At 49.3% G+C, this 13814-nt stretch carries 11 protein-coding genes; all 11 read left to right on the forward strand.

Annotated elements, in window-relative coordinates; all coding sequences use genetic code 11:
• Window positions 1–12: 12 nt before the first annotated feature.
• The 11 genes from DMN77_RS09995 (at window position 13) to DMN77_RS10045 (ending at window position 13686) form a co-directional block, all read left to right on the forward strand.
• Window positions 13–1845, forward strand: coding sequence for an ABC transporter ATP-binding protein (locus DMN77_RS09995; RefSeq protein ID WP_179014741.1), 1833 nt, complete (start codon window positions 13–15; stop codon window positions 1843–1845).
• Window positions 1814–3550, forward strand: coding sequence for an ABC transporter ATP-binding protein (locus DMN77_RS10000; protein WP_179014972.1), 1737 nt, complete (start codon window positions 1814–1816; stop codon window positions 3548–3550). Before DMN77_RS09995 ends, DMN77_RS10000 begins: the two co-directional genes overlap by 32 nt.
• 149 nt (window positions 3551–3699) lie before the next feature.
• Entirely contained in the window at window positions 3700–4260 is a 561-nt protein-coding gene (locus tag DMN77_RS10005; RefSeq protein ID WP_068781377.1) for a TetR/AcrR family transcriptional regulator, read from the forward strand.
• Between the two features lie 179 nt (window positions 4261–4439).
• The gene (locus DMN77_RS10010) at window positions 4440–6209 is read left to right on the forward strand and encodes an oleate hydratase (RefSeq protein WP_179014743.1); all 1770 of its coding nucleotides are present in this window, start codon (window positions 4440–4442) and stop codon (window positions 6207–6209) included.
• A 131-nt stretch (window positions 6210–6340) separates the two neighbouring features.
• Entirely contained in the window at window positions 6341–6952 is a 612-nt protein-coding gene (locus DMN77_RS10015) for a TetR/AcrR family transcriptional regulator (protein ID WP_068781375.1), read from the forward strand.
• Window positions 6953–6956: 4 nt separating this feature from the next.
• A complete protein-coding gene (locus DMN77_RS10020) occupies window positions 6957–7865 on the forward strand; it encodes an alpha/beta fold hydrolase (RefSeq protein ID WP_179014744.1) in 909 nt (302 codons plus the stop codon).
• A 394-nt stretch (window positions 7866–8259) separates the two neighbouring features.
• Window positions 8260–9510: an AraC family transcriptional regulator gene (locus DMN77_RS10025; RefSeq protein WP_372775708.1), complete on the forward strand. Its 1251-nt coding sequence runs from the start codon at window positions 8260–8262 to the stop codon at window positions 9508–9510.
• Between the two features lie 49 nt (window positions 9511–9559).
• A complete protein-coding gene (locus tag DMN77_RS10030) occupies window positions 9560–10588 on the forward strand; it encodes an ABC transporter substrate-binding protein (RefSeq protein ID WP_179014746.1) in 1029 nt (342 codons plus the stop codon).
• Window positions 10589–10590: 2 nt separating this feature from the next.
• The gene (locus DMN77_RS10035; protein WP_179014747.1) at window positions 10591–11451 is read left to right on the forward strand and encodes an alpha/beta hydrolase; all 861 of its coding nucleotides are present in this window, start codon (window positions 10591–10593) and stop codon (window positions 11449–11451) included.
• A gap of 184 nt (window positions 11452–11635) precedes the next feature.
• Window positions 11636–13024: a Na+/H+ antiporter NhaC gene (gene nhaC / locus DMN77_RS10040; RefSeq protein WP_068781371.1), complete on the forward strand. Its 1389-nt coding sequence runs from the start codon at window positions 11636–11638 to the stop codon at window positions 13022–13024.
• Window positions 13025–13212: 188 nt separating this feature from the next.
• Entirely contained in the window at window positions 13213–13686 is a 474-nt protein-coding gene (locus DMN77_RS10045) for a MarR family transcriptional regulator (protein ID WP_372775711.1), read from the forward strand.
• Window positions 13687–13814 lie beyond the last annotated feature (128 nt).

Below are 13814 nucleotides of genomic sequence, written 5' to 3' on the forward strand. Positions count from 1 at the left end.
GGAGGGATTTAATTGACTCACAAAAAAGGCATGTCCCGATTGTTTGAAATCGCCGGAGAAAGACGAGGTTTGTTAATACTCTCCGGTTTGCTGTCTTCGATAAGCGCCGTCTGTATGCTGGTGCCCTATGCTGCTGTATATTTCATTCTGAAGGAGCTGCTGGAGCATGCTGCCGAGCCGTCCATGGCCGATGGAGCGATGATGGTCCGTTGGGGAATTATCGCCCTCTGCGGTCTGCTGGGAAGCCTGGTCATGATATATGCCGGAGGGATGGTTTCGCATGTGGCCGCTTTTCGAATTTTATATGGATTGAGGGTGAGATTGTCGGCCCACATCGGCAGGCTGCCGCTAGGCTGGTTGAATGGGACGTCAACGGGCGCGGTAAAGAAGACGATGGAGCAAAATGTAGAGAAGGTAGAGACCTTTATTGCCCACCAGCTTCCCGATCTTGTTCATGTCGCGGTCACCACCCTATTCATGATTGTGGTCATGTTCCTGCTCAACGTATGGCTGGCTATCGCCTGCATTGTACCTATCGTTCTTGCGCTGATTGTCCAGGGTTTGCTGATGTCCAGCTCTAAGACGCAGGAGAATGTGCGGAAGTATCACGATTCACTGGAACGGATGAACGCTTCTGCTGTTCAGTATGTAAGAGGAATGCCGGCCATTAAGGTATTCGGGCAAACGGTGCAATCCTTCCGTCAATTTTATGAAGATATGATTCGATATCGTGATTTTTGTTTGAAATATACCGACCAATTCCAGACCGGATATCTGGTATTCAAGGTGATTCTCGGCTCCTTCGCCGCGTTCGTTCTGCCGGTAGGCGTGTATCTGCTAAGCCGCGATCCGGGAAACGTTGCTTTCGCTTCCGTGCTGCTGTTCTTCCTGATCATGGCCCCGGGCATCTCTTCTCCGATGTTCAAGATCATGTCTTTGACCTCAACGCTGAGAGATATCCGCGAAGGGGTGGAACGCATTGACCGGATTCTCGAGGAGCAGCCTGTAACGGAACCGATACATCCGCAGCAGCCGGAGTCCTATGATATCAGCTTCGATCGCGTCTCCTTCGCTTACGATGCGGGGGCCGGAAGCATGGAGGCCTTATCGGATATTTCGTTTACCGCCAGACAAGGGGAGGTTACGGCGCTTGTGGGCCCGTCCGGAGCGGGCAAATCGACGGTGGCAAACCTGGTGCCCCGGTTCTGGGATGTGAAGTGCGGAGCGATTCGCATCGGCCATGTGGATGTCCGGGATATGGCCACCGCTGATCTGATGAATACCGTTGCTTTCGTATTTCAGGATTCATTTCTGTTCTATGATACGGTGTATAACAATATTGCCGTCGGTCGGCCTGACGCATCGCCGGAGGAGGTGCACGCAGCTGCGAGGGCGGCGCAGTGTCACGCCTTTATAGAACAGCTTCCGCAGGGCTATGACACACTGATCGGCGAAGGGGGCGTATACCTGTCCGGCGGGGAGGAACAGCGGCTGGCCGTTGCCAGGGCGATCCTCAAGAATGCCCCTGTGCTTGTGCTGGACGAGGCCACTGCATTTGCTGATCCCGAGAATGAATACGAGATGCAGCTGGCCCTGAAGGAGCTGATGCAGAAGAAGACGGTCATCGTGATCGCGCATCGTCTGTCCACAATTAAGGATGCGGAGCAGATTCTCGTGATGGAGAGCGGACGCATCGCCGAACGGGGAAGGCATGAAAAATTGATCTCGGCTGGAGGAACCTATGCCCGAATGTGGGCTTCCTACCGGCAGACTGAGAATTGGAGCATCGGCCAGAAGGAGGGGGTGGATGAACATGAACATGCTGCGCAATATTACCGCGGGTAATCCCCGCGCCCTAATCAGACCGGTATTGTATACAACGCTGGCCAATTTGATTAGTATAGTTCCTTTTGTGCTGCTGGTGGAGGCAATCAGGATCATCTTTCAATCATTTATCACACCGGGGACTGCTCTCGATATGACACGTTTGTGGTGGGTATGCGGGGGGATGGCCTTGTCGTTGATACTTTTATATATCAGTGAGGTTCCTGCCTATCGCGCTCAGTATCGCATTGCTTACAGCGCCGCCGCTGACGGCCGGGCCCGTCTGGCCGAGCATTTGCGCAAGCTGTCGCTGGGCTTTCTGAACAAGCGGGATCCGGGGGACCTGGCCAATATGATGATGGGCGATTTCACGCTGCTGGAGCACGGCATCTCACATCTGGTCCCGCAGATGCTGGGGGCGATTGTCATGCCGCTTCTTGCTCTCGCAGGGCTATCGGTGCTCGATTGGCGCATGGCCCTGTCGTTGTTCGCTGCGCTTCCGGTCGCTATTTTGCTGCTGCTATTGACCACCGGCCTGCAACGCAGGCTGGGGGCCCAGCATATGCGGGCCAAGATCGATGCGGCCAACCGTTTTCAGGAGTACCTGAACGGCATTCGCGTCATTAAGGCCTATAATTTGGGCGGGGAGCGCTTTGCCCGCCTGGAACGCTCATTCAAAGAATTAATGCGGCAGAGCATCCGGCTTGAAGGCTTGTTGGGGCCGATTGTATTGATGGCGATTGCCTGTATTCGGGCCGGCTTAACCTTTATGGTTATTGTAGGCGTTCATTTGCTGCTCGGCGGCAGCCTTGATTTGATGACCTTCGTGGCCTTTCTGATCATCGGAACCCGGATCTTCGAGCCGCTGACGATTGCGCTGGTTGGTTATGCGGAGTTCCGTTATCATGAGCAAGCCGGAGAGCGCATCGTCCGGCTGCTGCAGGAACATGTGATGCAAGGCGACAGACAGCCCGCAGCAGGACATGATATCGAGTTCAGCGAGGTTACCTTCGGCTATCTGGAGCAGCCTGTTCTGCAAAAGGTAAGTCTCCGGATGCCGACAGGCTCCTTTACTGCTTTGGTCGGGCCTTCAGGCAGCGGAAAGAGCACCATGCTCCGCCTTATCGCCCGCTTCTATGATCCGGATCAAGGGATAGTGACCATGGGCGGCGAAGCGATTCATGCGATGGATCCGGAGGCGCTGCTGCAGAAGGTTTCCATGGTGTTTCAGGATGTGTATCTGTTCCAGGACACGATTGCTAACAACATCCGCTTCGGGAAAGGCGATGCAACCCGGGAAGAGATCGAATCCGCCGCACGGCTCGCCTGCTGTCATGAGTTCATTATGAAGCTTCCCGAAGGCTATGACACGCCGGTCGGCGAAGGAGGCAGCACGCTGTCGGGCGGAGAGAAGCAGCGGATTTCCATCGCCAGGGCGATTCTGAAAGACGCCCCCGTCGTGCTTCTTGATGAGGCGACAGCTTCGCTGGACCCTGAGAATGAAGCGGAGATTCAGAAGGCGATTGACCAGCTTGTGCAAGGAAGAACCGTTATCGTGATTGCGCATCGCCTCAAGACGGTACGTCATGCCGATCAGATTGCTGTATTGGATCAGGGGCAGATTGTGGAGACAGGCCGGCATGAAGAACTGTTGTCCTTGAACGGTCTGTATGCCCGTCTGTGGCGGCGTCAGCATCAGACCGGCGAGTGGAGTATTTCTTCCTGAGCAACGACTTGATCACATAGGCCCTTTTAACGATTAGCTAAAGGGAGTTATAATAATAAAAGTTAATTTTTACAGCTTTTATGAGTATATTAAGCTCTCAATGCTAATTGTTAAGTAGAGTGATCATCTATTGAAAGGGCTGTGCGACGATGTCCGTAATGACGAAGAAGGCTTTGGCTTCCACTCTTAAATCGATGATGCAACAATCCTCCTTGGAGAAAATCACGGTGAAGGATCTGGTGGCCGAATGCGGAGTAAACCGACAGACATTTTATTATCATTTTCAGGATATATACGATTTGCTGGGCTGGATTTATAAGACGGAGGCGCTGGACGCGATATCCAACTGCCGCACCTATGATACCTGGCAGCATGGCTTCCTGAAAATATTCCATTACGTTTTAGACAACAAAAAGTTCTGCCTCAGTACCTATCGTTCCATGGGGCGGGAGCATTTGGATCTCTTCCTGCACCAGGCGGTGTTCGACCTGTTGATGGGTGTGATTGAAGAGGTTAATGCCGGCAAGCAGGTGCGATCGGAAGATAAGAAATTTATCGCCAACTTTTATACTTTTGCGTTCATCGGCATCATGCTGGAGTGGATTCGCAATGGCATGGGGGAAGACCCCGGTTTGATTATTGACCGACTGAGCATCCTGGTTGAAGGCGATGTGGAGAAGGCGATCAATAAATATGTGCACATTAGCTAGCGCGGGCCGGCCGGAATACAAAATTAAATATTTAGACATTTTAAGGGTTATGTATAAATTTTATACATAGCCCTTTTACTGTTTAGTGTAAACGCGCGGCAGGCGCAGTATAGTGAGTTTGCAGGGAAAATAATCATGTGTAGGTTGCGCTAATATGAATCTAAATGGAGGTTATAAGCATGTATTACAGCAATGGAAACTACGAAGCTTTTGCCCGTCCTAAAAAACCACATGGTGTGGATCAAAAATCTGCCTATTTAATTGGCTCAGGTCTAGCCTCATTGTCCGCGGCTGCCTTCCTCATACGCGATGGTCAGATGAAAGGTGAAAATATCCATATTCTTGAGGAACTCGATATTTCCGGAGGCGGATTGGACGGCATCTATGATGACGGCAGAGGATTCATTATTCGCGGTGGCCGGGAAATGGAAAACCATTTCGAATGCCTCTGGGATTTGTTCCGCTCCATTCCTTCATTGGAAACAGAAGGTGCATCGGTACTGGATGAATTTTATTGGCTCAATAAAGAGGATCCGAACTATTCCCTACAGCGTGCGATTCTCAATCGGGGCGAGGATGCGCATACCGATGGCAAATTTACACTGACACAAACCGCTTCTATGGAAATTATCAAATTGTTCTTTACTCCGGAAGAAGCGCTTGAAGATTTGAAAATTACAGATGTCTTCTCCGAAGATTTCTTCAACTCGAATTTCTGGCTTTACTGGCAGACAATGTTTGCGTTTGAACCATGGCATAGCGCGATGGAGATGCGCAGATATGTGACTAGATTTATTCACCATATCGGAGGATTGCCTGACTTCTCGGCCCTGAAATTCACTAAATATAATCAGTATGAGTCACTTGCACTGCCGCTGATGAAGTACTTGGAAGAACATGGTGTAACCTTCCAATTCGCGACGACCGTAACGAATGTAGAATTTGAGATTACGGGAACAAAGAAAGTGGCTAAAAAGCTCGTATATGTACAAAGAGGACAAGAAAAGCACATTGATCTGACTGAAAATGATCTGGTCTTTATTACAAACGGCAGCAATACCGAAAGCTCTACGCTAGGAGATAACAATACTCCTGCTGTAATGAATACTTCCCTCGGCGGAAGCTGGGAGCTGTGGAAGAAAATCGCGGAGCAGGACCCTGCCTTTGGCAGTCCGGATAAATTCTGCGGCAACATTGCGGAAAGCAACTGGGAATCCGCTACCGTTACAACGCTGGATGACCGCATCCCTCCTTACATCGAGAAAATTTGCAAACGGGACCCATTCAGCGGCAAAGTTGTAACCGGCGGTATTGTTACGGTGAAGGATTCGAAATGGCTGATGAGCTTTACGTTGAATCGCCAGCCTCACTTCAAATCCCAGCCGAAGGATCAGCTCGTCGTATGGGTGTATAGCTTGTATTGCGACGTGCCGGGCGATTACATCAAAAAACCGATGAAAGACTGTACAGGGATTGAAATCACCGAAGAGTGGCTCTATCATATGGGCGTACCTGTAGCAGAGATTCACGATATGGCCGTAAACTCCGCCAACTGTGTTCCTTGCATGATGCCGTATGTTACCTCATACTTCATGCCAAGAGCAGCAGGGGACCGTCCGAACGTCGTGCCTGATGGCTGTGTCAACGCTGCTTTTATCGGCAACTTCGCCGAGACACCGCGCGATACGGTGTTTACTACGGAATACTCCGTCCGTACCGCGATGGAAGCCGTATATACCTTGTTGGACATTGACCGCGGTGTTCCGGAAGTATTCGGATCTGCTTATGATGTCCGTGTGCTTTTGGATTCCACCGCGAAAATGATGGATGGCAACAAGCTTACCGACATGGGGCTTCCTGATACCGTGAAACTAGCTGCAATGACGGGGATAAAGAAGATCTCAGACACCAGAATCATGCAGCTGTTAAAAGAATATAAGTTGATTTAAACTGGGGAGCATTAATCGGGAAATCGCCTGGATGGGCGGTTTCCTTTTTATATATTTTTTGATTGACTATTTAATCAATGAACATTATAATTCTTTTATAAGCTAAACTTGCATGAAGGAGGCGGTACGTTATGTCCCCAAGAATCGATGAACAGAATCAGCAAATTCGTGATGCGCGCAAGCAGCAATTGCTCGAAGCCGGGGCGAAGGTGTTTGGGGAACGAGGTTATGCGGGAACAAAAATAAGCGATATTGTCGGAGAAGCCAAATTAAGCCACGGTCTGATTTATCATTATTTTGCTTCCAAAGAGGATATTTATATCGAGCTGGCCAGAACTGCGTTTATAACGTCCTATGAGACGATCCGTGAGGTTGTGGAGAGCGGCGGAAGTCCGTATGAACGGCTGAAGGCGCTGACGGAAGGAATCTTTGCTCATACTGCAGAAAGCGGTTATTTCTTCCTGATCGCTTTGCAAACCAACACTTCGAAGACGGTGCCCGCAGAGGCCACGGCAATATCGAGGGAATACGCTCAACAAAGCATGCGATGGCTTGAGCGATTATTTCGCGAGGGTCAGGAGCAAGGGGAGTTCATTGATGCCGATCCCTTGAAGCAAGCCCTTATGTATTCTTCCATGCTGAACGGGGTTGTATTCACACGCCTGACCTATCCCGAACTGGAGGACTTCCCGCAGGTGGATCAAATCTTGCGAATTTTCGTGCATGCACGTGCAGAGGAGTGATCTTATGGAAATGAAGGGATTATCCATATATAGAAACGAGCAGGGGAGAGACCGCTTCGTGGCAGCCTATGACCAAGCATTAAGCGAGTGGCCGGTCTCCTACGAAATAAGCTATGTATCCACCCAATTTGGGGATACGCATCTTATCCGTTGCGGGGATCCAGCCGATCCGCCTTTGCTGCTTATTCATGGCATGACCGCTACGTCCCTGATGTGGAGCGCTAATATCGCTGAGTGGTGCAGCGGGTATTACGTATATTGCGTCGATGTTCCTGGTGATTTTGGCAAGAGCACGCTGCTGAAGCCGTTATCCAGTAAAGAGGCGGCCGCACAGTGGTTATTGGAGCTGACCCGGGAGCTTGGCTTGGAGAAGTTTCATTTACTGGGGCATTCGATGGGCGGATTTATATCTTTGAATTTTGCGGTGGTTCATCCGGAACGCGTGAGTTCACTGACTTTGCTGGCGCCTGCCGGCTCCTTTGTACCTTTGTCCAGGATGTTTTATTGGCATATGTTTCCGGCGGTGATGCTGAAGACACAGTGGTTGATCGACCGGGCATTTGCCTGGTGCATGTCGAGGCATAATAGCCTCGATCAAATACCCGCTTCTTACCGGGCGCTGATGTCAGCAAGCTATAAGAACTGTTTTCCACGGCTGGGTCTGCTTCCTACGGTCTTTACAGAAGCGGAGCTTGCTCAATGCTCATTTCCAACTCTATTGATCGTCGGGGAAGATGAGGTGATCTACCGTCACTCCCTTTCGGATGTACAGGCGAAGGCGCGCCTGCTTCCCGATATAACCCTCGCAACCGTGCCCAAGGCCGGGCATCTCCTAAGTATTGAACAGAAGCAGCGGATTAATCAATTGGTGATGAAATTTCTGGGTAAGCATGCGGGGAATGTTACGGTGTAGATGGTGTAGGGTAGATAGTCCATAGCTCGTCCATAGCTCTAACGAAACACCATATCGTTATTTTCGGGAAATCAGCACCTACTCAAATTTAACGAAACACTGTAACGCTATTTTGGAGAAAATCCGCCCTTTATCCCTTTATTTACTCAAATAACGATGCCCAGTTTCGTAAAAGTTTGAAATCTCTCGTTTTGAGGCAAATAGCGATACCCAGTTTCGTTACAAGTTGTTGAGCACTAGAGCAGACCCCGTTTTGCGGTCTCAAAGGTATACATTCTAGCACAGGACTTGATCTCACCGGGAAGGTATGCTAATTTTAACGATAATATGATAATGATTATCATTATCATATTATCGTTTTCGTTATTACATCTTTCCAAGGGAGAGGTTCTCTGTGCATACCAATGAAACATCACATACAAAAAGCGGCTTTACTGCAACAGATGGCGTGCATGCGACTAAAGCGCAAAGAGCGGGCACATATAATAGGGCGGATCTGCTGGAAATCAAGACGTATATGGAGAGTCACTATGATGAACCGTTGTCGATCGCACAGCTGGCCAAGATGGCAAACATTAGCCCCAAATATTTTGTGGATTTATTTAAAAAAACGTTCGGCCAAAGTGCGATGGAATATTTAACGGATGTTCGCATTCGGCATGCCAAGCGGTATTTGGCGGAATCCGAAGAGCGGCTGCGGGATATTGCCAGGAAGGTAGGGTATAAGGATGAATTTTATTTTAGTCGTAAATTTAAAAAGGAAGTGGGTGTAGCGCCCTCTGAATTCGCTAAAAATACCCGCAAGCGTGTGGCGGCATGTTCCCCCTCAGCGATCGGACATTTGCTTGCGCTGAATATCATTCCGCAGATCGCCCCCCTCGATCCCAAATGGACTCCGTATTACTACAACCTTTACAGCAGCGAGATCAAGTCGCATCTTATTCTCACCAGCCCTTATTACAAATTAACATTTGAGACCAATCTGGGTAGGCTGAGTCAGGCCCATCCGGATGTTATTATCGGTTCTGAACGGCTGCAAATGAGCGAAGATAACCGGTTGAACTCAATCGCGCCAGTACATTACATCACAGACCAAAAAGACTGGAGAGATCAACTGCTTGATATCGCCGCATATTTGGACAAAGAGCCTGCTGCACAGCAGTGGATACGCAATTACGAGCGTAAGGTCCAGGCTGCGCGGGAGCAGTTAAGCGCTTCGCTGGGGAGGGATCGTATTCTGGTGCTGCGGATTTACCGTACGCAAATGTTCGCATACCGGAATCGGGGACTCCAGGAGCTGCTTTACGACGATTTAAAACTTCGGCCTGCTGGCAGCAGAGAACTGCACAGCCACTTGCCTATGGCGCTGCAGGAACTGCAAGAGATAAATCCTGAGCGGATTTTGTTGACCATATGTCCGGAGGCTTCAACACGCAAATTCTGGTTGGCATTGCAGCATTCGGCCGAGTGGAGGCAGCTCCAGGCTGTACGGAACGATCATGTATATATGATTAATGCCGATCCCTGGTTTGAATATTCAGCGGTGGCCATGGCCCGGATGCTGGATGAAGCACTGCTCTTATTTACCGGAAATTGTCCAAATATACTTCCGGATAATGACTATGGTGAATCCTTGGCAAAATAAGTATACTCAAAGTCGATTGAGAACGATTATCAACTAAGGGGGATATATCATGTCAAGACTTTGGGGTACGAGAGAAAAGGGAAGGAAAACTCTATTTTTGGTTTTATTAAGCTGTGTGATTGCAGGGAGTCTGCTGGCGGGATGCAGTTCCCAGGCGAAGAACGGCGCTGCGGCACTCGAACCTGAACAGCAGGCCGGAGAGGTTAAAGCATCCGCTGATGCTGGCAATAAAGGAAATGGCAGTGAGGAAAAGCAAGAACGGATCATAAAGGACGAGCTTGGGCACGAGGTTAAGCTGACCGGTACACCGGCGAAGATCATTGCTCCTTATCTGGAAGAGTCTCTGCTGAAGCTGGGGGTAACTCCTGTTGCCCGATATTCTAATGCCAAGGATGGACATCGCGATTGGATAGAAGGCTTAAACGATGTGCCGATCCTGGATTTTTCCGAAGGATTGCCTTCGCCTGAAGTTATGATGTCGTATAGTCCAGACCTTATCATCTTGCAGACGGAAACCTTTGCGGCAAATGGGGTTTATGAGAGCTATGCGAAGGTTGCACCGACTTATGTTTTTAAAAATGCCTCCGGCAATATGGAGCAGTCGCTTGCTGTCATAGGGGATCTACTCGGTAAATCGGCTGAGGCTGAGGCGGCATTGCAGGATTACCGCGAGAAAATCAATGAGGCTAAAGAGAAATTAAGCAAGGTTATGGAGAATAAAAAGATTGCAATTATCCGCTTTGCTCCTAAAGGAATCAATATGATGGGAGGCAACTATTTAGCCGGGTATGTGCTCCATCAAGAGCTGGGACTCGGCAAGACAAAGCTGATCGGGGATGCCAACAGCGCTGCCCTCTCATTGGAGGTCGTTCCCGAGCTGGACGCGGATTACATATTTGCTATCGATCAAGGGGGAGACCGGGCGATGATGGATAGCCCGATCTGGAAGAGCATGCCGGCTGTCAAGCAGGGACATGTCTATGAGGTGGACAGCGGCTATTGGCTCGGAAGCGGCCTGATTGCTTATGAGAAAATTATCGATGATGTGCTGCGGTTTCTGATTCCGCAGGAGGGCTAGCGATGGAACCGATAATATCAGAAGCAGCGCCTTCGGATGCTGCATATCAGCAAGTGAACATCCCCTATGCCGAGCAATGGGGAATGACTTCACGCGAGGGGCGAACCTATCGGATTATTGCAGCTCGTCCCTTGGGAGAGCCTCCGCCCGCCGGATATCCGGTTATCTACTTGCTGGACGGGAATTCCGTATTCGGCACGATGGTAGAAGCGCTGAGGCTGCAATGTCGCAGACCGGATCATACAGGAGTGATGCCTGCAATAGTCGTCGCTATTGGTTATGAGACGAACGGTCCGTATGCGCCGGAACGCTTCTATGACCTTACACCGCTGCCGTCGATGGAATATCGCAGGCGTTTCGATAATGAACGGATTCCTGAGCAAGGCGGGGCAAGGGAATTCCTGCACTTTATTGAAGAGGAGCTGAAGCCGCGAATCGAAGGGAGATTCCCGGTCGATCGCACGCGGCAGGCGCTGTTCGGACATTCTCTTGGTGGATTGTTCACCGTGTATGCGCTGTTCAGCAAGCCGGAAGCCTTTCAATATTACATCGCAGGCAGTCCATCGCTGCACTGGAACCAGGAATATATGCTGGACTTGGAAAGGGAATTTATCGCTCTGGGCAGAAAGCTGCCAGTCCGGGTCAGGGTGCTCTTTGGTGTAGGGGAACTGGAAAAATCGCATGAATGCGGCAACTGTGCTCGAGCCCAAGCGCTTAGCGAACGACTGGCAGCAATTTCGGCGGACATCGGGGTTAGGGCCGAATACCAGGAATTCGCTGGGGAAGGCCATGTGTCAGTGTTGCCGGTATTGATCAGCCGCGCGCTGAGGTTCGCATTACATCCATGCTCTGAAGAGGAATAATCGGGGAATGTTCATCACCTAGACATTGACTCCTTATGCTTTTATCGTTATAGTACCTTTGTGCTTCAATGCAAGAAAGCCTGAAAGCAGGGAAGCGCAAAGGCGATAAATCATTCTGCAGCTTCAGCGGAGCTGAGAATATTTATTTCCGGGCAGCAACCATTGAATAAGGAGTCCTTACACCATGAACCGAGAGCTAAGTTTCTCAAAAAGTATTTTTCTTATTGTTTTTATTCTGGCGCTTTTATTTGTCTCCATATTTCTCTTGAAATCGGAGCCGCATTTGCCACTGTTGGCAACAACCGTGGGTACAGCAACGATGCTGCGCCTGTTTGGCTTCCCCTGGAAGAAGCTCGAATCGGCGATTATTCAGGGAATCCAGACGGCGATTATGCCGATTCTTATTTTGTCACTGATCGGCATTCTTATTGCGGTATGGATGATGAGCGGAACAGTTCCAACGATTTTATACTATGGGATGGACTATATTAAACCGCAATTTTTTGCGGTGAGTGCGCTATATGTTACGATCATCGTCTCGATGTTTACCGGCAGTTCATTTACTACGGTGAGTACGGTTGGTGTTGCCTTCATGGGCATTGCCTTAACGACGGGAATATCTCCAACCTTGGCTGCAGGGGCGATCATCTGTGGGGCCTGCTTTGGCGATAAAATGTCGCCGCTATCGGACACGACGAATTTTGCCCCCGCTGTAGCAGGCGTCTCCATATTCACACATATTCGCAATATGATGTACACAACGATCCCGGCACTGGTTATTACAACTATATTTTTTATGTTCGCGCCACGGCCTGAGGCAATGGATCTATCTTCTATCCAGCAGATCAAGCTGGCCCTGGAAGAAGGGTTCCGGATCCACGGGTTGACGCTTCTGTCGCCAATCGCTGTCATCGCTTGTTCGGTCAAACGGGTGTCTATCATACCAACCCTAGTCATAGGGATCGTCACCGGACTTCTGATTACGGCATTCGTTCAGCATCAGACGGCAATCGATGTCTGGTTCAGCGTTATGCAGAGTGGGTATCATAGCACGATCGCTAACGGGACTGTAGCTTCCATCGTGAATCGCGGTGGCTTGCAGTCGATGATGTGGTCGGTATCGCTAATTCTGATCGCTCTTTCTCTAGGTGGCTTGTTGCAGCATTGCGGTGTAATCGATGCTTTTTTCCGCAAAGTAATTCAGCCCTTGAAGCGAAGCAGCGCTATCGTTCTAATGACAGGCGCATCGTCCATCGCGGTAAACGGGATGACTGGGGAACAATACTTGTCGATCCTGCTGCCTGGCCAAATGTTCAAGGACGAATATAATCGCAGAGGCATTCCGGCCAAGACGCTGTCGCGTACGCTGGAGGATTGCGGCACACTTGTCAATCCGTTGATTCCATGGGGAGTCAGTGGTGCTTTCTTTGCCGCGACCCTTGGGGTTCCTGTCATCGAATATCTGCCTTACGCGACCTTCTTGTGGCTGAGTCCGTTCATCACATTTGCCTATGCCCTGATCCCGAGCTTGCAGAAGAAGTCGCTTGGTCAGGAGCAGGTAGTCTCAGGGTAAAAAAATATGGAGCCTGGTATAGGGGTCCGGCTTACAAACAAACAGGGTTTTGGAACGAGTTAATTCCGTTTCAATCCTGTTTATTTATTTTGCTGCCAAATCTATGGTATGTGTCAGAGGATCGCTTTTTTATGGTGCCCACTTTGTATATAATAGGATTAATGCACCAATGGGTGGGAGGACAGGCCGTGAATAAAGAAGAACAGGTCATGATGGCTTTAAGGGACGTATTTAACAAGATGGCTTGGCTTAATAAGTTTAAGATGGAAGACAGTCTTAAGGGATATAAGCCTACCGAAGTACATTGCATCGAATACATTGAGAAAAATGTGGATTCCAACGTCACCAAGCTTGCTGAATCCTTTTATATGACTAGAAGCGCTATGAGCAAAATAACTAAAAGGCTCATAGAAAAGGGCCTTATTGAAAGCTATCAGAAGCAGGATAATAAGAAAGAAATCTATTATAGGCTTACTGAGCAGGGGAAAGTCATTTATGAAATTCATGAGAAATTGCACAAAGAGTTTCAGGAGCGGGATAAAGCCGTATTTGAGCAGGTGACTGTGGAACAATTCGACAGCATGCTTAGCTTCGTGGAAAAGTATAGTAAGCATCTGGATGGAGAAATAAAAAAAATGGGTATGGACATGAAGACGGAGTAAATTGAATAATGAAGATAAAACCAACAGACAGCCTAACTCTACAGAGTACGGGCTGTTTTTTTCTCTACTTTTTTGTTGACAAGGAAACAAAACTACCATATTATTGTTGACGAGGAAACAAAACAATG

Source organism: Paenibacillus sp. 79R4 (genome assembly GCF_013393165.1).
Taxonomy (GTDB): Bacteria; Bacillota; Bacilli; order Paenibacillales; family Paenibacillaceae; genus Fontibacillus.

What these genes read in the sequence shown, in the direction of transcription:
- DMN77_RS10005 (WP_068781377.1), top strand. Translation starts at nt 3,700, where the DNA reads ATGTCCGTAATGACGAAGAAGGCTTTGGCTTCCACTCTTAAATCGATG.
- DMN77_RS10035 (WP_179014747.1), top strand. Translation starts at nt 10,591, where the DNA reads ATGGAACCGATAATATCAGAAGCAGCGCCTTCGGATGCTGCATATCAG.
- DMN77_RS10010 (WP_179014743.1), top strand. Translation starts at nt 4,440, where the DNA reads ATGTATTACAGCAATGGAAACTACGAAGCTTTTGCCCGTCCTAAAAAA.
- DMN77_RS10030 (WP_179014746.1), top strand. Translation starts at nt 9,560, where the DNA reads ATGTCAAGACTTTGGGGTACGAGAGAAAAGGGAAGGAAAACTCTATTT.
- DMN77_RS10020 (WP_179014744.1), top strand. Translation starts at nt 6,957, where the DNA reads ATGGAAATGAAGGGATTATCCATATATAGAAACGAGCAGGGGAGAGAC.
- DMN77_RS10015 (WP_068781375.1), top strand. Translation starts at nt 6,341, where the DNA reads ATGTCCCCAAGAATCGATGAACAGAATCAGCAAATTCGTGATGCGCGC.
- nhaC (WP_068781371.1), top strand. Translation starts at nt 11,636, where the DNA reads ATGAACCGAGAGCTAAGTTTCTCAAAAAGTATTTTTCTTATTGTTTTT.
- DMN77_RS10000 (WP_179014972.1), top strand. Translation starts at nt 1,814, where the DNA reads ATGAACATGCTGCGCAATATTACCGCGGGTAATCCCCGCGCCCTAATC.